Annotated in this window: 22 protein-coding genes and 1 tRNA gene; 7 read left to right on the top strand and 16 right to left on the bottom strand. The window is 71.9% G+C overall.

The genetic code is table 11. The features are described 5' to 3' along the window. Nucleotides 1-59: 59 nt before the first annotated feature. The 8 genes from phoA to MT346_RS11970 all read right to left on the bottom strand — a co-directional run bounded on the left by phoA (nucleotide 60) and on the right by MT346_RS11970 (nucleotide 10287). A complete protein-coding gene (gene phoA / locus MT346_RS11935) occupies nucleotides 60-1766 on the bottom strand; it encodes an alkaline phosphatase (protein WP_243563297.1) in 1707 nt (568 codons plus the stop codon). Between the two features lie 86 nt (nucleotides 1767-1852). Beyond that, nucleotides 1853-2275 carry an SIP domain-containing protein gene (locus MT346_RS11940; RefSeq protein ID WP_243563298.1) on the bottom strand — a complete coding sequence of 141 codons (423 nt, stop codon included), beginning with the start codon at nucleotides 2273-2275 and terminating at the stop codon, nucleotides 1853-1855. Nucleotides 2276-2285: 10 nt separating this feature from the next. Next, entirely contained in the window at nucleotides 2286-2954 is a 669-nt protein-coding gene (locus MT346_RS11945; RefSeq protein WP_243563299.1) for a TetR family transcriptional regulator C-terminal domain-containing protein, read from the bottom strand. Then, nucleotides 2951-4996, bottom strand: a complete 2046-nt coding sequence (locus tag MT346_RS11950; protein WP_243563300.1) for a CocE/NonD family hydrolase — start codon at nucleotides 4994-4996, stop codon at nucleotides 2951-2953. The genes MT346_RS11945 and MT346_RS11950 overlap by 4 nt, the downstream gene beginning before the upstream one ends. Continuing rightward, a complete protein-coding gene (locus MT346_RS11955; RefSeq protein ID WP_243563301.1) occupies nucleotides 4993-6774 on the bottom strand; it encodes an ABC transporter ATP-binding protein in 1782 nt (593 codons plus the stop codon). Before MT346_RS11955 ends, MT346_RS11950 begins: the two co-directional genes overlap by 4 nt. Then, nucleotides 6771-7640: an ABC transporter permease gene (locus tag MT346_RS11960; RefSeq protein ID WP_243563302.1), complete on the bottom strand. Its 870-nt coding sequence runs from the start codon at nucleotides 7638-7640 to the stop codon at nucleotides 6771-6773. The genes MT346_RS11955 and MT346_RS11960 overlap by 4 nt, the downstream gene beginning before the upstream one ends. Continuing rightward, a complete protein-coding gene (locus MT346_RS11965; protein WP_243563303.1) occupies nucleotides 7637-8686 on the bottom strand; it encodes an ABC transporter permease in 1050 nt (349 codons plus the stop codon). Before MT346_RS11965 ends, MT346_RS11960 begins: the two co-directional genes overlap by 4 nt. After that, entirely contained in the window at nucleotides 8683-10287 is a 1605-nt protein-coding gene (locus MT346_RS11970; protein ID WP_243563304.1) for an ABC transporter substrate-binding protein, read from the bottom strand. The genes MT346_RS11965 and MT346_RS11970 overlap by 4 nt, the downstream gene beginning before the upstream one ends. 166 nt (nucleotides 10288-10453) lie before the next feature. Here MT346_RS11970 and MT346_RS11975 point away from each other — a divergent pair, with 166 nt between their 5' ends. From MT346_RS11975 to MT346_RS11985, 3 genes are read left to right on the top strand one after another with little or no spacing between them, the layout of a single operon-like run. After that, nucleotides 10454-11047 carry a molybdopterin-dependent oxidoreductase gene (locus tag MT346_RS11975; RefSeq protein WP_243563305.1) on the top strand — a complete coding sequence of 198 codons (594 nt, stop codon included), beginning with the start codon at nucleotides 10454-10456 and terminating at the stop codon, nucleotides 11045-11047. Then, nucleotides 11044-11856, top strand: coding sequence for a ferredoxin reductase (locus MT346_RS11980; RefSeq protein WP_243563306.1), 813 nt, complete (start codon nucleotides 11044-11046; stop codon nucleotides 11854-11856). The genes MT346_RS11975 and MT346_RS11980 overlap by 4 nt, the downstream gene beginning before the upstream one ends. Continuing rightward, complete coding sequence (locus tag MT346_RS11985; protein ID WP_243563307.1) at nucleotides 11856-12107, top strand: DUF6510 family protein; 252 nt, start codon at nucleotides 11856-11858, stop codon at nucleotides 12105-12107. Before MT346_RS11980 ends, MT346_RS11985 begins: the two co-directional genes overlap by 1 nt. A 119-nt stretch (nucleotides 12108-12226) precedes the next feature. Here the strand turns inward: MT346_RS11985 and MT346_RS11990 are convergent. Then, nucleotides 12227-12298: transfer RNA gene (locus tag MT346_RS11990), tRNA-Gly, on the bottom strand. A 111-nt stretch (nucleotides 12299-12409) separates the two neighbouring features. Between MT346_RS11990 and MT346_RS11995 the strand changes: the two genes are divergently transcribed. Next, the gene (locus MT346_RS11995; protein WP_243563308.1) at nucleotides 12410-12628 is read left to right on the top strand and encodes a hypothetical protein; all 219 of its coding nucleotides are present in this window, start codon (nucleotides 12410-12412) and stop codon (nucleotides 12626-12628) included. 45 nt (nucleotides 12629-12673) lie between these two features. Here the strand turns inward: MT346_RS11995 and MT346_RS12000 are convergent, their stop codons facing one another. Next, nucleotides 12674-13357: a hypothetical protein gene (locus MT346_RS12000; protein ID WP_243563309.1), complete on the bottom strand. Its 684-nt coding sequence runs from the start codon at nucleotides 13355-13357 to the stop codon at nucleotides 12674-12676. Nucleotides 13358-13477: 120 nt separating this feature from the next. Between MT346_RS12000 and MT346_RS12005 the strand changes: the two genes are divergently transcribed. After that, complete coding sequence (locus MT346_RS12005) at nucleotides 13478-14005, top strand: hypothetical protein (protein WP_243563310.1); 528 nt, start codon at nucleotides 13478-13480, stop codon at nucleotides 14003-14005. A gap of 2 nt (nucleotides 14006-14007) precedes the next feature. Further along, the gene (locus MT346_RS12010) at nucleotides 14008-14427 is read left to right on the top strand and encodes a GNAT family N-acetyltransferase (protein WP_243563311.1); all 420 of its coding nucleotides are present in this window, start codon (nucleotides 14008-14010) and stop codon (nucleotides 14425-14427) included. Between the two features lie 11 nt (nucleotides 14428-14438). Here the strand turns inward: MT346_RS12010 and MT346_RS12015 are convergent, their stop codons facing one another. Further along, nucleotides 14439-15065 (bottom strand): HAD family hydrolase, encoded by a 627-nt coding sequence (locus MT346_RS12015; protein WP_243563312.1) that lies wholly within the window; start codon nucleotides 15063-15065, stop codon nucleotides 14439-14441. Between the two features lie 47 nt (nucleotides 15066-15112). Between MT346_RS12015 and MT346_RS12020 the strand changes: the two genes are divergently transcribed. Then, a complete protein-coding gene (locus MT346_RS12020; protein WP_243563313.1) occupies nucleotides 15113-15607 on the top strand; it encodes a GNAT family N-acetyltransferase in 495 nt (164 codons plus the stop codon). Nucleotides 15608-15661: 54 nt separating this feature from the next. Here the strand turns inward: MT346_RS12020 and MT346_RS12025 are convergent, their stop codons facing one another. From MT346_RS12025 to MT346_RS12045, 5 genes are all read right to left on the bottom strand, one after another. Beyond that, nucleotides 15662-16309, bottom strand: a complete 648-nt coding sequence (locus MT346_RS12025; RefSeq protein WP_243563314.1) for a class F sortase — start codon at nucleotides 16307-16309, stop codon at nucleotides 15662-15664. After that, a complete protein-coding gene (locus tag MT346_RS12030) occupies nucleotides 16310-17845 on the bottom strand; it encodes a tyrosine-protein phosphatase (protein ID WP_243563315.1) in 1536 nt (511 codons plus the stop codon). A 156-nt stretch (nucleotides 17846-18001) separates the two neighbouring features. Beyond that, entirely contained in the window at nucleotides 18002-19876 is a 1875-nt protein-coding gene (locus MT346_RS12035; protein ID WP_243563316.1) for a family 43 glycosylhydrolase, read from the bottom strand. A 135-nt stretch (nucleotides 19877-20011) separates the two neighbouring features. Further along, nucleotides 20012-21544: a cell wall metabolism sensor histidine kinase WalK gene (locus MT346_RS12040; protein ID WP_243563317.1), complete on the bottom strand. Its 1533-nt coding sequence runs from the start codon at nucleotides 21542-21544 to the stop codon at nucleotides 20012-20014. After that, nucleotides 21541-22218: a response regulator gene (locus tag MT346_RS12045; RefSeq protein ID WP_243563318.1), complete on the bottom strand. Its 678-nt coding sequence runs from the start codon at nucleotides 22216-22218 to the stop codon at nucleotides 21541-21543. The genes MT346_RS12040 and MT346_RS12045 overlap by 4 nt, the downstream gene beginning before the upstream one ends. Nucleotides 22219-22230 lie beyond the last annotated feature (12 nt).

Consider the following 22230-nt stretch of genomic DNA (forward strand, 5'->3'; position numbering starts at 1 on the left):
ACGACGGGGTGGCTGGGTGCCTGGTGGCGCCGAGCCTCCTGTCTGCGTGTGGTCGCGTGTCAGCGCACGCGGACCTGCGTCGCCGCCTGCTTGCCGGACTGCACCCCGGTGAAGGTGGCCGTCTGGTTGCCGGCGACGGCCCTCCACTGCACGGCAGCGGTGCCGTCGATCACGTCGACGGTTCCCAGGTCGGTCGAGCCGATCCGCACGCGCACCTGCCGGTCGCCGTTGAAGCGGCTGCCGGTCAGGGTCACGCGCTGGTTCGGACGCGGTGCGCCGACGGACAGGTCGATCCGGGCACCGCGGCTCAGCGCTGCCAGATCGTCGTTCAGGCGCAACGAGTCGGACACCGTGAAGAAGGTGTCGGTCTGGTCGGTCAGCCCGACGACGTTCGCGGCACCGGGACCGAAGGCGGCGATGCGGACCTGCGTGCCCGTGTGCTGCTGCGAGGAACCCGCGCCGGCCGTGCCGTACGAGACCTTCATCGTGGTGCCGTCAGCGGTGACGAGTGCCGTCGACAGCGAGGTCGGCGGCGTGTTGTCGACGATCTGGCTGGAGTGCGCGTGGTCGGCGGTCGCGATGACCAGGGTGTTGCCGTCCTTCTTGGCGAAGGCGAGTGCCGACTGCACGGCCTCGTCGAAGTCGATCGTCTCGCCGATCTGGCCGCAGGCATCCGCGGCGTGGTCCTGCTTGTCGATGCTCGCGCCCTCGACCTGCAGGAAGAAGCCCTTGCCGTTCGACTGCGGGCGGTTGAGCAGGCCGATCGACTTGTTCGTCAGCGATGCGAGCGACAGCCCGGTGTCGAGCCGTGCCGGGTTCGGGGTGCACCGGACCGCTGCCTGGTCCGCGCCGCCGACGGTGGCGGTCGTGGGTGCGTAGCGCGTCGGGAAGTTGCCCGGCGTGAACAGCCCGAGGACGGGGTGCTGCTGGTCCGCACGGCGGACGCCGGCCAGACCGGCTGCGTCGCCGACGACCTGGTACCCGCGCGCCGATGCCTGGTCGAACAGGGTCTTGCCCTGGTACTGCCCGGCCTTGGCGGTCTGGGTGAAGCTGGTCGAGCCGCCGCCCAGGGTCAGGTCGGGGCGGGTGTTCAGCAGCTGCTCGCTGATCGAGCCGAGGCCGCCGTTCTGCAGCGCGTCGGTGCCGCACGACGCGGTGTCGGGGCCGTAGCAGCTGCGGGCGCCGACGTGGGCGACCTGGACGGCCGGGGTGGCGTCCTGGATCTCCGCCGTCGACACGTTGCCGGTGCGCAGGCCGTTCGCCTTCGCGAGCTCGACGAGCGTCTTCTGCGGGGTGTTGTCGATGTCGACGGAGATGGCGCCGTCGTAGGTCTTCGTGCCCGTCGCCCAGGCGCTGCCCGAGGCGGCGGAGTCGGTGACGTAGTCGGGCTTGCCCTTGTCGGAGCCGTCCTTGACCAGCGAGTACGTCGTGTACGAGCCGGTCAGCGGCAGCGCGTCGAGCCCGGGCAGTCGACCGGCGGCGCCGTACTGGTAGTTGCGGGCGACCGTGATCTCGGAGTCGCCCATCCCGTCGCCGATCAGCAGGATGACGTTCTTCGCGTTCGCGTTCTTGATCGCCTGGCGCACGGCCTGGGTCTGGTCGCCCGCGGCACGCTGAGCGCCACCGTGCTGGTTCAGGGCCAGCTGGCCGACGGCCTCGGCGGTGCCGGGCAGTGCGAGTGCACCGGCGATGAGCACGGCGCCCAGCGTCAGTGCGGTCCGGCGCCGCTTCGGGTGGTGCTGTTCCATGTCGGTTCCCCTCGTCATGTGCCCCCGTTCGGGTGCCATCCGAGGATGGCTGTACGGAGGTACAGCGAGGTGAACCGGAGACGTCCGGTCCGTGAACGGCTCGGCTACTCGCCGAACTCGACCTGGACCTGTGCGCCGGCGTCGGAGAGCTCGAGCTGCACCGCGGCACGGGCCTGGTCGATCCAGACGCTGTCCGAGCAGCCGATCCACACGCTCGTGGGCGGCGCGCAGTCGGGACGGCACCACTCGGTGGCCCAGCCGATCACGGCGCGTGCCAGGGCCTCGCCGTGGTCGGCGAAGCACAGCGGCGCGACGACCGACGGGCGCTCGGTGCGGATCAGCCACGACACGGTGACGCGCGGCGGGGCGGGCAGGATGCGGACCTGTTCGGCGAGGGCGACCTCGACGAAGACCTGCCCGTAGGCGGTCTCCGGCAGTGCGGCCAGTCGGCGGTGGATCTCGGTCAGGTCCTCGACGGCGCCGGCGAGCATGACCCGTTCGGTGGGCTGGTCGCCCGTCATCGCCATGGTGTCCACGCTAGGCCCCTCCTGATGTGCGGACAAGCCCGAGTTGGAGGGTCAGGAACTCCCACATCCACGTCAGTGCCACCGCGTTCGTCAGGCCCGGCGCGTTCTGCGCGATCTGGGTCGCCACGCCGTCGCTGTAGGCCGCGGTCTTGAGCGCGACCGCCGACGGGTCGATGCCGTCGGGCCCGCGGTGGAACGTGCCGTCGGCGACCCCGCGGCGGATGACCCGGACCAGGCAGGCCTCCCACACGCGGATGCGCTCGGCGTACTCCTCGGCGACCTCGGGTCGACGTGCGACCGCGGTCCAGTAGTCCGACCAGATCCGCCAGTGCTGCCGGACCTGTTCACTGTCGTCGAACAGCGGCTCGACGAGCATGCCGAGTGCCCGGACGGCATCGGGTTCCGCGTCGACGGCTTCGACGATCGCACCGTAGAAGCGCTCCGTCTCGAGCACGACGACCTCGTTGAGGATCTCGGCGACGCTGGCGAAGTGGTACGTGACGGTGCCGACGGACACGCCGGCCTCGGCCGCGATGTCCCGCAGACCCGTCGCACCGAGACCGTTCCGGACGATCACCGATCGTGCGGCGCGGACGATCATCGCGCGCCGGACCTCGGGCCGCTGGCGGGTCCGCGGGGTCTCCGGACGACCGGCTGCCGCCGCTGCGGTGTCGCTCACGCCGAGGTCCTCGGCACGTCGTCGTGGAAGGTGTGCTCGGCGACCAGCTGCTCGGCAGCGCCGATGCCGTCCCGGGCGAACGCGCGCACGGTGTTCACGACGTGGAAGGCGTCGGCGGTCGCGGTGACCGAGGACGACGTCTCCAGACGCGCGGCCCAAGCGTCGTGCGTCAGGCCGATCCGCCACCGGGAGTCCGCCAGCGCCGAGGTCGGGTCGCCCGACCGGATGCGGTACGTCTCGCGGGCGTCCTCGTCGAAGACCAGCCCGTCCGGGTACACTCGTCCACCGCCGTACCCGGGGTCGACGTCGAGCGTCCACTCCCCCGTCTCGACGTCGTGGGTGACCGTGCGCTGCGGCAGCGGGTCGACGGGTGCCACCCGGGTGATCGCGAGCGGGGTCGACCGGTCCGGTTCGGCGAACGTGATCGCGTCGTCGGCGCCGCCGGTCCAGACCGGCAGTGTGAGGGTGCTCGCCGCGGGGTCGACCACCAGGCTGGCGGCGGTGCCGTGCGGCCACACCCACGGCCAGTACGCGGTCGACACGGCGATGCGCAGGCGGTGGCCCGCGACGAAGCGGTGCCCGGTCGCGACGAGCCGGACGCGCAGCGTGGTCAGGACGCCGGGCGCCAGCGGGTCGTCACGGTCCATGCCCTGTCGTCGTGCGGCGTTCAGCACACCGCGCGTGACGAGCGTCGAGCTGCCGTCGGGCGCGACGTCGCACAGCCGCACGGTGACGGTCGCGCGGGGCTGGTCGCTCGTGACGGCCAGCGCGACCTCGACGTTCCCGAGCAGGTCGAAGTCGGTGTCGACGGGCAGGTCGAAGCACACCGACCGTCCGTCCTCGGCGCGCTGGTCCGGCGGCAGGTCGGTCGCGTTGCCGAACGGGAAGAACCGTCCGGCGTCGGCACCGGTCTCCTGCGGCGAGTCGACGACGACGCTGCCGTCCCGGCCGCCGCGCAGGGCGTCGAGGGACAGCACCCGCGGCGCGGTCGAGGTCGACGGCCACGACGTCGCGCCGACCCACCGGCCGGTGCGTTCGGCGTAGAACGAAGCCGGCGGCTCGGGGTCGTTGATCCACGCCCGCAGTGCCGGGTCCTGCTCGACCCCGGTGTCGGTGCCGCGCAGCCAGCGGTCCCACCAGCGCAGGGTCTCCTGCAGGAACCCGATCGAGGGACCGGGAGCCAGACCGCGGTCCGGGTACTGGTGCGACCACGGCCCGATGATGCCGCGCACGGGCGCGTCGACGTCGCGCACGAGTCGGAGCACCGCGTCGCGGTACGGGTCGGCCCACCCGCCGACGGCGAGCACCGCCGCACGCACGTCGCCGATGTCCTCGGTCGCGCTGCCGTGCCGCCAGTAGTCGTCGCGCGTCTGGTGCGACAACCACACCGGCGTCATCGGCCGGTTCGCGTCGAGGCGCTCGCGCCAGCGCTCGACCCAACCGGGACCCACGACCTCGGGTCGGGGCGGCCGGGAGTTGAACGCGAACATCGTCGCGCCCCAGGCGGCCATGTCGATGCCGAGCACCGCGCCGCCCATGTAGTGCACGTCGTTGTCGTAGCGGTCGTCCGTCGAGCACACGGTGACGATCGCCCTGAGGGCGTCCGGTGCGCGGGCGGCGAGCTGCAGCGCGTTGAACCCGCCCCACGAGATGCCGAACATGCCGACGGCGCCGGTCGACCACCGCTGCGCGGCGAGCCAGGCGATCACGGCCTCGCCGTCGCGGAGCTCCTGCTCGCTGTACTCGTCGTCGAAGACCCCGTCGGACGAGCCCGTCCCGCGGATGTCCACGCGCACCGACGCGTACCCGTGCGCGGCGTACCAGGGGTGGCGCTCGGAGTCGCGCGGCGCGGTCCAGTCGTCGAGCCGGTACGGCAGGTACTCCAGCAGCACCGGCACCGGCGCGTCCGGCGATGCCGACGCCGGGGCCCAGATCCGGGTGTGCAGCCGGACGCCGTCGGCCATCGGGATCCACGTGTCGCGGACCGTCACGCCGTCGGGCAGCCCGTCCGGCACACCGATCCCGGTGAACGTCGTGGTCATGCGTCCTCCCAGTTCCTGACGTGGTGGCCGTTCCCCTGGTCGGTCCACCCGTCGGCGTGCCGCCAGTGCTGGACACCGTCGTCGACGTCCGGCAGCTCGGTGATCCCGGGTTCGAGCGTCGCCGCCAGCAGCGTCCGCGTGTACGGGTGGTTCGGGCCGCTGAACACGCGTTCGGTCGGGCCGACCTCGATGATCTGCCCGCCGGTCATCACCGCGACCCGGTCGGCCACGCCGCGGACGACGGCGAGGTCGTGGCTGATGAACAGACAGCTGAGTCCGTCGTCACGCTGCAGGTCGGCGAGCAACGCCAGGATCCCGGCCTGCACCTGCACGTCGAGCGCCGTGGTGATCTCGTCCGCGATCACGAGGCGCGGCCCGGCCGCCAGCGCCCGGGCGATCCCGACGCGCTGTCGCTGTCCGCCGGACAGCTGTGCCGGCAGCCGGTCGGCGAACTCCGGTCCGAGGCCGACCTTGGTGAGCAGTTCGTCCACCCGGGCGCGTGACGTCGAGCCGGTGAACAGCCGGAGCGGTCGTGCGACGGCAGCACCGACCGTACGCCGGGGGTTGAGCGAGGTGTCCGCGTTCTGGAACACGAGCTGCACTGCGCGGCGGAGCTCCGGACGGCGTGCGGCGACCGGGACGCGCAGGTCGCCCGAGGTCGTGCCGTCGTCGTAGGTGAACGTGCCCGACTCCGCGGGGACCAGCCCTGCCAGGGCGGTCGCGAGCGTCGACTTGCCGCTACCGGACTCGCCGACGACGGCGAGTGTCTCCCGCGGACCGATCGTGAACGACACACCGTCGACCGCGGCCGGCAGGCCGCGTCCGTACCGGATGACCAGGTCGCGCGCGTCGACCACGGGGCGGCCGTGCCGGACGGGAGGACCGGCTGCGGCGGGTGCGTCGGTGACCGTCTCGGGGACGGTCGCGTCGTGACGGTGGTGGTCCGGGCCTCCTGGTCGGGTGCCGTCCGGCACCGCCGCCAGCAACGCCTTCGTGTACTCGTGCTGCGGGTCCGCGAAGAGCTCGGCCGTCGCCTGGTGTTCGACGACCTCGCCGCGACGCATCACGGCGATCTCGTCCGCCATCGCCGAGATGACACCCAGGTCGTGGCTGACCAGCAGGACGGCCATGCCGAGCTCGCGCCCCAGGTCGGCAACCAGGTCGAGCACGGCCGCCTGCGTGACGACGTCGAGCGCGGTGGTCGGTTCGTCGAGCACCAGCACGCTCGGACGTGCGGCGACGGCCATCGCGATCGCGACGCGCTGCTGCTGTCCGCCGGACAGCTGGTGCGGCCAGCGCCGGACGATCGTGTCCGGATCCGGCAACCGGACCATCCGGACGAGCTCGGCGACGCGCTCGGGCCCGTCGGGTTCGCCGTGGGCGCGGAGGGCCTCGCGGATCTGCTCGCCGACGCGCATCGACGGCGTCAGGGCCTGTCCGGCGTTCTGTGCGACGACCGACGCGGTGCCGCCACGCAGGCGTCGTGTCGCAGACGGGGACAGCGTGAAGACGTCCTGTCCGGCGACCGTGACCGTGCCGGCGACGATGCGGGACCCGGTGCGCAGGTGCGCCAGCAGCGTCCGGGCGACCGTGGACTTGCCGCTGCCGGACTCGCCGACCAGGCCGAGGGTCCGGCCGGCGGCGATCGTGAACGAGACACCGCGGACGACGGGGACCTCGGTCCGGCCTGCGGCGTACGAGATCGCGAGGTCCTGCACCTGGACGGGCGGGGTCTCCGTCAGGACCTGGCTGTGCGCGTCGGTGTGGGTGGCGGTCATGCGCTCGTCGCTCCCTGGGTGGCGCGGTCGACGCCGAGCGACTTGCTCAGCCCGTCCGCGGCGAGGTTCAGGCCGACCACGAGCGTCGCGAGCGCCACGATCGGCGCCAGCGTGCCGAGCGGCACGACGGTCAAGGCGGTGCGGTTCTCCTGCACCATCAGGCCCCAGTCGGGTGTGGGTGGGTTCGCGCCGAAGCCGAGGAACGACAGCGATGCCACCAGGAGCACGATCCACGAGGCGCGCATGGCGTACTCGACCAGCACGACGTCGAGCACGTTCGGCAGGATCTCGCGGAACACGATCGACAGCGGCTTCTCACCCCGGGCCCGTGCTGCCGTGACGTAGTCCTGCGTGATGACGGTCCGGGCGGCGCCGCGCACCACGCGGGTGACAGCCGGCGCGTACACGACCGTGACCGCGAGCACGATGACCCAGAGCCCGGCGTCGAAGACCGTCACGACCACCAGCAGCGCCAGGATCGACGGCACGCTCAGCAGCGCGTCGACGACCCGCATCACGACCTCGTCGAACCAGTTGTCGGCGTAGGCGGTGACCGCACCGAGCACCGTGCCGACCGCGACGGCGATCGTGGTCGCCAGGAAGGTCACCAGCAGCGCGTACCGACCGCCGTTCAACGTGCGGGACAGGATGTCGCGGCCGTACTGGTCGGTGCCGAGCCAGTGCGACCACTCCGGACCGGCCAGCACGTTGCCCGAGTCGGTGGCGACCGGGTCGTGTCCGGCGATGAGCGGCGCGGCGATCGCGAGCACCAGGTGCAGGGCGATCAGGCCGAGGCCGACGGACAGCGCCGTCGATGACCGCAGCGGCGTGGTGATGCGTCCCAGGCGGGGGGCGACGGCGGTCATGCTGCCGTCCCTTCGTCCGCGCGACGGGCCGCGCGGGTGGTGGCGTCCCCGCGCGCACGGGCTCGACGCGCTGCGGGGCGGACCCGGGTGCGTCGCTGCCGGGTGCGCAGTCGGGGGTCGAGCGCGAGCGCCACCAGGTCGGCGGCGAGGTTGCAGACGACGTACACGACGGCGCTCAGGAGGGCGATCGCCTCGATGGTCGGCAGGTCGCGGTTGAACACGGACTCGAGCATGAGCTTGCCCATGCCCGGGTAGTTGAAGACGTTCTCGACGACGACCACGCCGCCGAGCAGCCACGCGACGTTGAGCGCGACGACGTTGAGCGTCGGCAGCAGCGCACTCGGCACCGCGTGCTTCCAGACCACGCGGCGGAGCGTCAGGCCCTTGAGCTCGGCCGTCGTGACGAACTCGGACGCCATCACGTCGATCGTCGACGACCGGGCGGTCCGCACGATGTACGCGGCCATCGCCAGGGTCAGCACGATGATCGGCAACCAGATCGACGGCAGGAGCTCACCGACGGTTGCGTCGCTGCCGCGCAGCACGACGGCCGGGAACAGCGGGATGCCGATCGCGAAGAGCAGCACCAGGACGGTTGCGACCATGAACTCCGGCACGCTCATCACGACCAGGCTGACGATCGAGATGACCCGGTCGGCCGGACGACCGCGGCGCACACCGGCGACGACGCCGAGGGTCAGGGACAGCGTGACACCGACCAGCATCGCGGGGACGGCGATGAGCATGCTGTTGCGGAAGGCGGTGAACAGCGTCGGCGCGACGGGGTTCCCGCTCACCAGTGAGGTGCCGAAGTCGCCGTGGGCAGCACCGACGAGCCACTGGCCGTAGCGGAGCCACACGTTCTGGTCGAGGCCGAGGGTCTTCCGCAGCTGGGCGACGGCGTCGGGGGTGGCGTTCTGCCCGAGCAGCTGCTGGGCGACGTCCCCGGGCAGCGCCTGCACGGCGAGGAACACGAACAGCGAGGCGAGGACCACCGTCAGCAGGGCGATCCCCACGCGGCGTAGGACGGGGAGCAGGACGTTCATCGGCGCAGTCCGATCCGCAGGTAGTCGAACTCGAAGCCGAACTCGGCGTAGTTGACGACGTCGCGGGACAGCCCGACCAGGCGGTCCCCGAACATCGGCGTCATGTCCGCGCCGTTCTCGACGACCAGGCGCTGGGCATCCTGGTAGAGCGTCCGGCGCTTGGCGTCGTCCATCTCGGCGCGGGCCTGGTCGAGCATGGTGTCGAAGCCCTTGTCGGACCACGCACTCTCGTTGTAGGACGAGCCGGTGCGGAAGATCTGGTTGAGCAGCTGGTCGATCGGCCGCCCGGTGAACCAGTAGCTCACCATCAGCGGCTTCTGCATCCAGATCTGCGTGTAGTACGAGTCCGACGACGCGTTCTTGATGGTCAGGTCGATGCCCGCTTCGGCGACCTGGTCGCGGTACGCGACCGCGAGCGGGGTGAAGACCGACTCGTAACTGGACGTGTAGATCGAGGTGGCCAGGCCCTCCCGTCCGGCCTGCTGCAGCAGGTGCTTCGCCTTGTCCGGGTCGTGCTCGCGCGGGACGTCGACGAAGGCGGCGAGCTGCGGCGGCACCGGGTTGTCCCAGCCGGGCGAACCGGTGCCCTGCAACGCGGTCTGCACGATGGACTTCGGGTCGTACGCCAGCTTCATGGCCTGCCGGACCCGGACGTCGCTGAACTCCTTGCTGGTCGCGAGCATCGGGATCGTGTACCACTGCGCGTTCACCGAGCGCGCGACGGTGGCGCGGTCGGACGCGGCGACGACCCGTGCGGTCGCGAAGTCCAGGTTGGTCTGCGAGATCAGGTCGATCTGCCCGGCGAGCAGGGCGTTCACCCGCGCGGTGGTGTCCTGGATCGAGAAGAAGTCGATGCCGTCGAGCGCGGGACGTCCGGCGAAGTGGTCGTCGAACGCCTCGACGCTGCCCGCACCGGCGGGGGTGAACGACGACAGCCGGAACGGGCCCGTGCCGATCCCGGTCCGGCCGATCGTGCTGACCGCGGACGCCGGGACGATGTAGCACTGGTACGCCGTCAGCAACGACGGGAACTCGGCGTTCGGCTTCGTCAGGTCGAAGCGCAGGGTGTACCGGTCGACCGCGCGCATGGACTTCGCCGTCATCACCTCGCCGAGCACGCCGGCCTGCGGTGAACCGGTCGCCTCGTCGAGGATGTGCTGGATGCTGGCGATCGCGTCATCGGCTCCGAAGCGGGAGCCGTCGTGGAACCGGACGTCCTGGCGCAGGTGGAACGTCCACACGGTGCCGTCGGCGTTGGCGGACCACTCCTTCGCCAGGTCGGGCACCGTCGTGCCGGACTCGTCGAGCTTGACGAGCCGGTTGTACAGCGCGCCGAGGTACTCGTACGCGGACAGCGAGCTGGCGGAGTCGAGCGTCTCGGCGGCGGACGCGGCCGGACGGGCGATGCGCAGCCGGCCACCGCGGCGGGCGGTGCCGGTCGCCGCCTGTTCGGGCAACTCGGACGTGCCGGCGCTGGCCCCGGAGCTGCAGCCGGTCAGGGTGAGCAGGCCGAGACCGGCGAGCCCGGCGGCTCCGGTCAGCAGGGTGCGACGGCTGGGACCGCGATGGTGGTCTTCGGGTGGACGGACGACGTGCTGCATTCGGGGTGACCCCTCCTGGTAATCGTTCCGGTGAACGATAGAGGGGTTCTACGGCCCTGGCGAATCCTGTGACGCCTCCACGAGCAGAGTTCACAGAGCCGTTACACGCGGCCGCGGCCGGATCGGGCCATGATCGAACCACACACGACGGATCGGGAGCACGGCCATGGCGACCTTCACACGCGGTTTCGGCGGACGCCGACGCGACCAGGACGACGCGCGGATCCCACCCGGTCAGACACTCGTGCGGGACTGGCCCGTCCTGTCCGCCGGTGCCACGCCCGACATCGAGCCCGCCGAGTGGAGCTTCTCGATCCAGACCGAGTCCGGGCTGACGGAGTGGACCTGGGACCAGGTGCAGGCGCTCGGCGTGCAGGACGTCACGGTCGACATCCACTGCGTCACGCACTGGACCAAGCTCGACATGCCCTGGCGTGGGGTCCCGCTCGACGCGTTCTTCGAGCAGGTCGAGACCTCGCTCGACTACTGCATGGTGCACAGCTACGGCGGCTACACGACGAACGTGCCACTCGACGAGCTGCTGGACGGCAGGGCCTGGGTCGCGTTCGAAGCCGACGGTGCGCCGCTCGAGCCCGAGCACGGTGGCCCCGCGCGCCTGCTCGTCCCGCACCTGTACTTCTGGAAGAGCGCCAAGTGGGTGCGCGGCATCGTCATGCAGTCCGACGACGAGCCGGGCTTCTGGGAGAACGCGGGCTACAACATGCACGGCGACCCCTGGAAAGAGGAGCGGTACTGGTGACCGTCCCTGCTGTTGTGTCCGTCGCCGGCGTCTCCGGTCTGGAGGCCCGGGCCGACTCCTCCTCGTCGGCGCCGCCCCGCAGACGGCCGGCCTGGCACGACGCCACCGTGGCCGCTGTCGCCACCGAGACCCCGAACGCCCGCCGGATCGTGCTCGACGTGCCGACCTGGCCCGGCAACGACGCCGGCCAGCACCTCGACCTGCGCCTGACGGCCGAGGACGGCTACCAGGCCACCCGCTCGTACTCGATCGCGTCCTCGGGCGACGACACCCGGGTGATGCTGGCCGTCGACCGGGTCGAGGACGGCGAGGTCTCGCCGTTCCTGGTCGACGCGGTCGAGGTCGGCGACACACTCGAGGTGCACGGACCCCTCGGCGGGTGGTTCGTCTGGCGTCCCACCGGGTCGTCGCGGCCCGTGCAGCTCATCGCCGGTGGATCGGGCATCGTGCCACTGCTGGCGATGGTCACGGCGCACGCCGAGGTCGACGACCCACAGCCGTTCCGGGTGCTCTACGCCGTCCGGACGCCCGACGACGTCTTCTTCCGCGACGAACTCGACGCCGCCGGAGCCGCAACGGCGCCCTTCGCCCTGACCATCGTGCACAGCCGTCGCGCTCCCGAGGGCTCGACCGTACCGGCAGGTCGACTCACGCGCGACACCCTGGCCGGAGCGGTGCTGCCGCCCGAGGCCGGCGCGCTGGTCTACGTCTGCGGCTCGACGCCGTTCGTCGAGCAGGTGCTGAGCTGGCTCGGCGAGCTCGGGCACGACACGCGTGACGTCCGTGCAGAACGGTTCGGAGGAAGCTGATGACGGTCCTCGACGGCAACGCGCTGGCTGGGGAGCTGGCCGAGGTGCTCGGTCCCGACGCCACCCGTGCGCAGATGCGGTGCCGCGGGTGCGGTTCGGTCGGCGCGCTGGGCGAGACCCGGGTGTACCGCACGGCGATGGGGGCGGTCGCGCGGTGTCACGGGTGCGACGAGGTGCTCGTGACCGTGGTGACGAACGGCCCGCACCGGTGGGTCGGGATGCCCGGCGTGCGGGTGGTCTCCCCGACCTGACCGGCGTCCCCGGTGCTGCCGGGGGCGGGTCCGTCCCTGGATGCACGTGCCCGGGAACCACGAAAGCCCCGACCGAGGTCGAGGCTGTCGTGAGGGCCGGGTGGAGCCGGTTGTTCCCGAGCGGATGACGAGATTCGAACTCGCGACCCTCACCTTGGCAAGGTGATGCGCTACCACTGCGCCACATCCGCATCGCACGCTCTTCCGAACGTGCTGCGTCGAGTGTACCCGTGTTCGTCCCGTTCGACGGACCCCCCGCTGTTCCGGGCGTGTCCACGGGCCGAGCGAGTTGAATCACGAGCATGAGCGAGTTCGTGAAGGAAGTCCCGGACGAGAACCCGAACGAACCCGACGCGCACGGCGTGGACCTGGTGGACGGGGACGAGCCGGCGGTCCGCATCCTGGTGCGTGGCGAGCTGCCGACGAGGATCGAGCACGAGGGCCGGACGTGGCGGGCGACCGACGAGACGCACGATGCCGGCGGCGCTCCGGCGATCCGGGTGTTCCGGCCGCTGGTCTGACCCGACGGGTCGTCGTGCCGGGGTGCCGGGGTGCCGGGGTGCCGGTCAGTTCAGCCGGTTCTGCAGGTCGTCCTGGCGGACACCGGCCGCGACCGCGACCGCACGGACCTGCGCAGTGAGCTCCTCGTCCCGCAGGTGCTTCGCGAAGCCGATCACCGTCCGGTAGACGGGCACGTCGACCGTGGTCCACTGCCCGTTGTCGACCGTGATCCGCAGCGCGTCGACCTTGCCGAACCGGTACCGGCCGGTGGCGCTGGTCTCGCCGTCGCCCACGGAACGGATGGCCGCGCGGGGGATGCCGAGCACCAGTCGTGGGGTGCTGCCGCCGACGTAGATGCCGATGCCGTTGTGGTCCGCGACCGCGGTGGCGTGCCCGCGCCGCGGGACCGTCTCCGTCAGCGACACGTTCAGCATCGCGGCCGTGCGGCGGATGTCCGTCGCAACGTCCTTCTGCAGCAGGATCGGCACCAGGTGCGCGCCGGGGTGCTGCTGCGCCAGTGCGGCTTCACGACGACGGGTCGCGGCGTTCTGCACCCCGAGGACGATCTCGACGATCACGAAGATGCCGACCGCGTAGAGCACGAGCGTCCCGATCACCGCGGGCGTCGACATGCCGTCCTCGTGTTCGCGCCACGCCAGGTAGCCGAAGCGCAGCACCAGGTACGCCCCCACCACGGCCATGCCGATCAGTCCGCCTCGACGCCGACCGGATCCGTTCTGATTCCCCATCCGGCCAACACTAGGTGCACCCTGGTCCGACCGGCGAGACCTGCGTGTCCTCTCACTCGGCCGGCCCGGGACCGAGCCCCGCGACCGTCCATGCGCTCCGGCGCGGCGTAGGTTCTGATCATGCGGACTCACCGAGACGTGGCCATCGCGACCGTGCAGGCGGTCGGTGCGCCGGCGGTGGTCGTCGCGCTGTGGTTGTTGCTCGTGCACGTCGACTTCCCGACGACGCCGACCGCCGCCGTGGTCGCGATCGCCGCACTCATCGCCGCCGGCATCGTCGCCGTGATCCTGACGATGTGGTGGCGCGTCGGGGGGTTCCGCAACGACCGAGCGCTGCATCGCTGGGTGCGGAACGGGCCGGAGCCGCAGTCGGTCTCGCCTGCGATCCGGTTGCGTTTCCTCCGACGGCTCGAACGGCGCAGTGTCGCCTTCGGCCGGCTCTACCTCGTGCTGGCTGGGCTCTGGCTGCTGCTCGCCTTCGTCGGCGCGCTCTACCACGACAGCGCACTGGTGCTGAACGTCGTCACTGCGGGATGCTGGCTGTGCCTGGGGATCGACAGCATCGCGTTCGGCAAGCGGTGGGGCGGACGGGTCGACCACCTGGTCGAGGAGACGACGGCGCAGTTGCAGGACGCTGCCAGACTCTGACGATGCGATGCCACGTCCGAGCCGAACGCCCCCTGCCGGACGAACTGCACGTGCTCTACGACGCGGTCGGCTGGACCGCCTACACCGACGTGCCGGGGCAGCTCCAACGCGCCGTCGACGGGTCGTTCCTCGTGCTCACGGCGCGCGACGACACGGGCGCGCTGGTCGGGCTCGTCCGCACGGTGTCCGACGGCGTCACGATCGTCTGCGTACAGGACCTCCTCGTGACGCCCGCCGCACAGGGCCAGGGCATCGGCGGAGCTCTGCTGGACGAGGTCCTGCGCCGGGCGACCGACATCCGGCAGGTCGTCCTGATGACGGACGACGAACCACAGCAGCGGTCCTTCTACGAGGCGCACGGTCTCGTCGAGGTGCACGACGTCCGCCCCCACGGGCTGCGATCGTTCGTCCGCCTCGCCTGACGTCCCGGTGCTCAGTCGGTCAGCGTCGCCGTCAGCTCGGTGAGCGATCCGAGCCGGAGGTCGGCGAGCTCGGCCTCCGGGCGAGCCGCGTGGACGTGTCCCCAGGGGCCACGCCGCAGGTGTGCGGTGCGCATGCCGGCACGTCGCGCGGGAAGGACGTCGTTGTCGAGGCGATCTCCCACGTACAGGATCGAAGTCGGCCGGAGTCCCGACTCTGCGACGACTCGTTCGAAGAACTCGGGCGAGGGCTTCTCGACGCCCCACCTCGCTGACGACGCGATGAAGTCCGGGGCGAAGCCCACCGCGCGCAGCTCCGCTTCGACACGAGTCGGCTGGTTGCCCGCGATCCCGACCTTCAGCCCCGCCGTTCCGACCGCACGGAGGCAGGCCAAGGCATCCGGGTAGAGGTCGACCGATGCGAGCCTGTGCTCGGTCCTCGGTCGATCCACCCCGAGCATCGACCACACCCGACGGTGGTCCTGGTCGCGGTCGATGAGCACCCCGAGCGACGCCATGAGTGTGAACGGCGTGATCCCCGCCGCGACTGCGAGGGACGACCACGACGACGTTTCGTCGACCAGGGTCTCGCCGACGTCGAACACGATGCAGCGCAGCCCGGGAGGGAGGTCGACGGTCACGTCGGCATCCTCGCATCCGCTCGGCGATCGGCCGGTACGGTCAGGGCATGAGCGATCACGAGGTGCCTGCGTGGGCGATCAGGGCCGCCACGATCGACGACGTCGAGGGCATCGCGCAGGTCCACGCGACGTCGTGGCGGCAGACCTACGGCCGGTTCGTCGACGACCCGGACACGGACCCCTGGTTCGAGGTCGCCCCACGCATCGCCATGTGGCGCACGAACCTCGACCAGCGACTGTACGAGACCGTGGTCGCCGCGGACCACACCGGCATCATCGGCTTCGCCGCGGTCCGGCCCACGCCGGAACCCGACGCCGTTCGGCCCGAGGAACTCACCATGCTCTACGTCCTCGCCCGTGCCCACGGGTCGGGCGTCGGGCAAGGACTCCTCGACGCGGTGCTCGGCGACCGTCCGGCGTCGCTCTTCGTCGCGCAGGACAACCCCCGAGCGCATGCCTTCTACCGGCGGAACGGCTTCGTCGCCGACGGCGCGACCTCGAGCTTCGGCCCGATCGAGACCGCCGTGCGGCTCGTCCGGTGAGCATCGGGTCCTTCGACGTCGAACCGGTCCACCAGCGTGCCGCGCCCACCCGCGTCACCCCCGCGTCGCCTCGATCACCACGTTGTCGACCGAACGCCGGCCGTCGGGACGCTGCAGGCACGTGACCACCACGAGCCGTCCCGGGACGTCCGCCCACACGCCGGCATCGCTGCGGATGTCCTGCTTGGTGACGGTCTCCGTGCGCGTGACGCGGTAGGTCGTGCCGTCGACGGTGATCGGTGCACCGACGGCGATGCGAGCACGGGCATGCGCGACGTCGATCAGCGCGTTGCCGGGTCCGAGCCCGCCGGCGCGGAGCGAGTGCATCGCGACGAACACCGTGCCGCTCGCGGGTGCGGTCGGGTCGACGCCCAGGTTCCGCACCCAGTAGGCCGAGGTGAACCCGGGCGGTTCGATGACGCCGTCGACGACGTCCAGCGCACCGAGGGGCACGTCGAGTCCGACCGAGGGGGCCGCGAAGCGTCCGTGACCGGACGGTGCGGCGGACGCCGCTGGGGCGGGTGGCGGGCCGTCGAGCTGCACGGTGTTCCCCGCCAGGTCCACGCCGCCGGATCCGCCGCGCTGCTGCGCGCCCGGAACGGTCAGCATGATCGCCGCAACGGTGACCATGCCGGCCGCGAGCACGGCCGCGACGGCGGCGAGGACACTGCCCCGCCGCCACCGCGTGGTCGTGGTCGACACTCAGCGCCCGGTGCGCAGGCGCGTCCGGAGCCGCAGCGTCCCGAGCCCTGCAAGGATCGCCAGACCGAGTCCGCCGAGGGCCAGCCACGGCGCGGAGCTCGGGGCCGTGACGACGGTGCCGCCGGTCGCGACCGCGGGTCCGCTCGCCGTGGAGGCCCGCCCTGCTGCCGTCACGGTCGCTGCGGTCGTGCTCGTGGTGGCACCCGGCGCCGTGACGGTGAACGACACCGGCACCGTGACCGCGGCACCGGTCGGGTCGGCGAGGAACAGTGCGTGCGTCCCGGCGGCGAGGCCGGCCGGCACCGTGACCGTGGCGGTGACGGAGCCGTCCGCCGCTGCCGTGACGTGGCCGACGGTGACGGGGTCCGAGTGCAGGACGATCCCGTACACCGACCCCGGGGTGAGCCCGCTGCTGCTGATCGTCACCGAGGAACCGGCGGGGACGCTGCTGCTGCCCGACAGCGTCACGACCGGGCGACGGAGTGCGATCCGGTACTGGTGGGTCGTCGTGCCGTCCTGCGCGGTGACGGTGACGACGGCCGTGTCGCCCTGCACGGAGACCGCAGAGGTGGCGGCGGCGTTCGTCGTCGTGACGTGTACGTCGCTGCTCGACAGGGTCGCGATCGGTGCCGTGACGGTGGCACCTGCCGTGGTCGAGGCCGCGTCGAGGGCGACGGGCACGCCGGCGACGGAGATCGCCGAGGCGCTCGCGTCGTCCGACACCAGGAACCGGCTGCGCAGCGCGGTCATCTCGCTGCTCGTCACCCCGATCGTCTTCGTCAGGTAGGAGTCCATCCCGGCGTACTTCGTCGCGACGTCGCTCTCGAACGTCCCCTGCAGCAGCGCCGGTGTCGCCCAGGTGACGCCGAGCTGGGTGTTCGACAGCAGGTAGTCGTGCAGGATGTCCGCGCTGTCGACGCCGAGCACCCGGTCGAGCAGGTCGATCACGGTGCCGGTGCGGTCCATGCCGTGCGAGCAGTGCAGCAGGACCGTGCCGCTCGTGTGCGTCGCCAGGATCTGCAGCACCTGCGCGTACGCGGTGATCATCGGGCCACGGTCCGTGGCGCTGACGTACCCCTTGTCGACCAGGTCGTGGTACATCGCGGTGTCGTCGCTGTAGTCGCCGTCGGCGCCGAACATCGAGATGGCGACGTCCTTCGCGCCGGGGATCGGCACGTCGGGCTTCGCCGCGATCTGTCCCGGCGTCCGCAGGTCGATGACGAGGTCGACGTGGTACTTGCTCGCGAGGGTCTGTGCTCCGGCGGTCGTCAGCTTGTCGAGCGACTCCGAGCGGATCAGCCGCGAGGAGTCGACCGTCTGCCCGCCGAGACCCGTGAACGAGCCCAGCGCTCGGCCGTTCACCATGCCCGGGACGTCGGTGACGGGGTGGTCGGTCGTCGTCATCGCGGGTTGCAGCGCGGAGTCGGCGTGTGCGGCCGTCGCAGAGCAGCCGATGACGCCGAGAGCGGCCACGGACGCGAGCGTGATCGTGGCTGCGTGGAACAGCGCACGTGCACGGGTGGGGTGGTTCGACACGGGTCTCCTCGTTCGGGAACCCTGCTCACAGCGCAGTGCGGGGTCGCAGCGCGGGCAGGACGAGGAGCACGCTCCCGAGGCCGGAGGTCGCCACGGTGAACGCCTGCGAGACGTCAGGTTGACAGGTCATGAGCCAGCCCACAGCCTGACCCGCCCTCACCCCCTCGACGACACCACCGTACTGACGCGCAGGTCGTCGAAGGTACTCGTGAACCCGGCACCACCGAGCGAGATCAGCCCGATGCGCGGCGCGTCCCCGAGGTCCGCGGTCCAGGTGCCACCGCGCACGAAGTGCCGTCCGTCCGCGCTGGTGTACGCCGTGTACCGGTCCTCGCCGCCGACGACCCGGTGCACGATCCGCAGCGTCGTGGTGTCGCCCACGGGACCGACGACCATGTTGCCGTACGTCGGCGCTCCGGCCGGCTGCCCGGAGGCCTGCTTGCCGAACTCCGTCTGCCGGGTGTCGTAGATCGAGTTGGACACCAGACGGACGTAATCGCCGTCGGAGCCGTACACGATCAGCCCGCCCTGCACGTAGTTCTGCACGCTGTCGCCGCTCGCCGGGGTGTCCACCGCCACGGTCGTCTCGACGACCCAGTCACCGCGGGGTGCGGGCTCGGCCAGCACGGAGGCGAGCGGCGTCGCCGGCGGGTGCAGGTCTGCGGCCTGCGTCTGCCACCGGAACGCCCCGCCGGACACCGTCCAGGTCGACGGGTCGGGCTCGCGCGTCCAGGTCAGCTGCGACGGCAGTGCGGTGCCGTCGAACGAGGTCGATGCGGAGCGGATCAGCCGTCCGGGCACGTCGACCGGCGCCGTCGAGGCGCGGTAGGTCGCACGCTCCCCCGGCTGTGCGACCGGTCCCGGCTGCACGGTGTCCGACGGACCGGCTCCCCCGCGCACGGACGGCCACCCGCCCTGCCAGTCGAGCGGATCGATCAGCACCGGCCGCTTGGTGTAGGTCGCCTGCCCGGCGTAGTACGGGTCGTTCCGGTCCACCGCGTGGTAGATGATCCAGTCCTGCCCGGCGAAGTCGGTCACCACGGTGTCGTGCCCGGTGCCCACCCAGCGGTTGCCGTTCTGCGCGAGCAGCGGCGTGCCGCCCACCCTGGTGCTGGTGATCGCGACGCCGTCGCGGTCGGTGAACGGACCCAGCGGGCTGTGGGACCGGGCAACGAACACGCCGTACCCGGTCAGTGCGCCGTTGCAGCAGTTCGTGGCGGAGCCCATGAACCACCACCACCCGTCGTGCCGCATCAGGTACGCCCCCTCGTACCGGTTGTCGATCGCGATCAGCCGTTCGCTCGCCGGGTCGGAACGCAGCCCGTCGCGCCTGAGCGTCCGGACGTGCACACCACCGAAGTAGCTGCCGAAGTACACGTACGTCGTCCCGCGGTCCGTGATGACCTCGGGGTCGAACTCCCACCGCTGCCCGGCCCCGTTCTGCGCTGCCTGCGGGGCGACGACCGGCCCGCCGGAGTCGGTCCAGGGTCCGGTCGGGCTGCTGCTCGTCGCGACGCCGACCGCGGACCCACCACCCGTCGGAGCGGTCGCCGACGGCGTGTCCGAGGCCGCGTAGTACAGGTACCACCGGCCGTTCCGGGACACGACGTCCGGCGCCCAGATGCCGTTCGCGTCGCCGACCCACGCCGGCTTGGTGCTGAAGGCGTCGCCGACGTACGTCCAGTGCGTCAGGTCCGTCGAGCGGTAGGTCGGGACGACGTGCTGCACGAGGGACCCGTCCGCCGCCTTCTCGGTCGCGGTCAGGGCGTCCGAGGTGCAGTAGAGGTACCAGTTCCGGTCGCGGCCGACGCCGTGCACGGCGCTCGGGTCCGCGCAGCTGGCAGCGGTCTGGCCGTCGGGCAGCGCGAGTGCCATCGGGTTCTGGTGCGTGGGCGCAGCGGTACCGCCCCGCGACGCCGGTGCGGCACCCGGCGACAGTGCACTCGGCGACAGTGCAACCGCCGGGAGGGCCGGTGTCAGTCCCATGACCAGGGTCGCCACCGCGATCAGTGCGGTCAGTGCTCGGCGCACGGTGTCTCGCTCTCGTCGTTGAGAACCCACCACCTCGTCGTCGAGGCAGCGGCATGGTGCTCTGCTCCGGCGGAGCCTACGCCGACGGGCGCGCTCCGCCGAGACCTGTCCGGAATCGGCGCGTGGCCGACCGGGTCAGACGACGGGGGCCGGTTCCCCCTGCACCGGGACGGGTTCGACGCGGGCTGCCGGTGCGCCGACGGTCGGCACGGTGAGCACGAACGCGGTCGACGGACCCGGCGGACAGACCAGGTCACCGCCGTGCGCGCGGGCGATGCCGCGGGCGATGGGCAGCCCGAGTCCCGCGCCGCCGCTGCGGTCGTCGCGCGCGGCGTCGAGGCGGACAAGACGGTCGAAGATGCGGGAGCGGTCGGCCTCGGGGACGCCCGGCCCGTCATCGGTCACGTGGACGGACGCCTGCTCCCCAGGACGATCGACCGCGATCGTGACCGTGCCGGTGCCACCGGTGGCCCGGGCGGCGTTCTCGAGCAGGTTCCCGATCACCTGCGCCAGTCGGTCGCCGTCCGCCGGCACCGTGACGGGCGACTCCGCTTCGATCACCTCGACGCGCAGAGCCGGGGCGCGGAGTCGGGCGCGGTCGGCTTCGAGCCGCACCAGCGCGCCGAGGTCGACCGGACCGAGCTCGAGCACGAGCCCCCGGTCGACCCGCGCCATCAGGAGCATGTCGTCGACGAGTCGTGACGCCCGCCCGGCCTGTCGCACGACGTGCACCGCGAGCTCCTCGCGCTCGACCGGGTCGAGCGGCGCACGCACCAGGGTGTCGGCGGCGGCGCGGATGCCGGCGACAGGGGTACGGAGTTCGTGCGCGGCGTCGGACAGGAACTCGCGCATCCGGGCCTCGGCCGCGAGCGCCTGCCGTTCGGCGCCCTCGACCGCGTCGAGCATCTCGTCGAAGGCGACCGCGACCCGACCGATCTCGGTGGTGCGCCGGCCCGGGCGCAGCCGCCGCCCACGGTCGCCGTGCGCGATCGATCGTGCGGCCTGCGTCATCTCGTCGAGGGGACGCATCGTCCGTCGGACGACGAGCACCAGACCGCCGGCGGCCAGCAGCATGAAGCCCGCGGACGCGCCGAGCATGACCCACCGGAGCTCGCCGAGGACCTCGTCCACCGAGCCGGTGCCGGCCGTGAGCCGGATGGTCGAACCATCGCTCAACCTGGAGACCAGGGTGACCAACCGGTCCTGCTCGGTGACCGTGGACGACGTGATCGTGACGCGCGCTGCGGCGGTGCCCGAAGCGGTGGTGCCGGCCGTTCCGCTGCCGGAAGCCGACGTGTCGGCGGCGGCCGAGCCTCCAGGCCGGGTGCCAGCCGGACCCGGCAACCCGCCCGGGTCGGGTGGCCCCTGCTTGAGCTGGTCCGGCGTCGGCCCGGCCTGCACCGAACCGCCGCCCGGCGTCGTGATCGTCACGGACAACCCCTGCATCGAGAGCCGGTCGGCCAGGTCGTCGGCGTCGACCGTGCCGACCAGGGCGGCTGCCGCCGATGCCCGGTCGCGCAGGCGGTCCTCGATCTGGGCTCGCAGGCGGCCGCCGAGGGTGGCCTCGACCGCGATCGACAGGCCGCCCAGCAGCAGCGCGAGCAACACGAGCACGGCGACGACGGTGCGCGCTCGCAGGGAGCCGGTACGCAGCGGGCGGGCGGTCACGCGGCCACCGCGCTCAGGCGGTACCCGATGCCCCGGACGGTGTGCACCAGGCGGGGCCCGTGCGCCTCCATCTTGCGGCGCAGGGCGCTCAGGTGCACCTCGACCAGGTTCGGGTCGACGCTGTCGTAGCCCCACACCTGCGTCAGGATCTGCCCCTTCGACATGGTGCGCCCGCGGCTCTCGGCCAGGAACGCCAGCAACCGGTACTCGGTCGCGGTCAGGTCGAGCGTCACCCCGGCGCGACGGGCGAGGGCAGCGTCGGGATCGAGCACCAGGTCGCCGACCTCGACGACGGCGGGGATCCGGCCACGGCGTCGGAGCACGGCGGTGACCCGGGCGACGAGCTCGGCCATCGCGAACGGCTTCACGACGTAGTCGTCCGCGCCCTCGGCGAACCCACGCAGACGGTCGTCCACCTCGTCGCGGGCGGTCAGCATCACGATGGCGGCGTCCGAGCTGGTCCGCACCCGGGCGGCGAGCTGGATGCCGCTCGCACCGGGCAGCATCCAGTCCAGCACGACCAGGTCCGGCACGAACTGCGTCAGGTCACGCTGCAGCTCGGACCCGTCCGGAGCGTCGAGCACGACGAGTCCCTCGTCGCGCAGCGAACGGGCGACGGAGACACGGATGGTCTCGTCGTCGTCGACGAGCAGGACGCGGGCTGGGGTGGACACGGCGGACACCGT

Source organism: Curtobacterium sp. VKM Ac-2922 (assembly GCF_022815645.1).
Taxonomy (GTDB): domain Bacteria; phylum Actinomycetota; class Actinomycetes; order Actinomycetales; family Microbacteriaceae; genus Curtobacterium.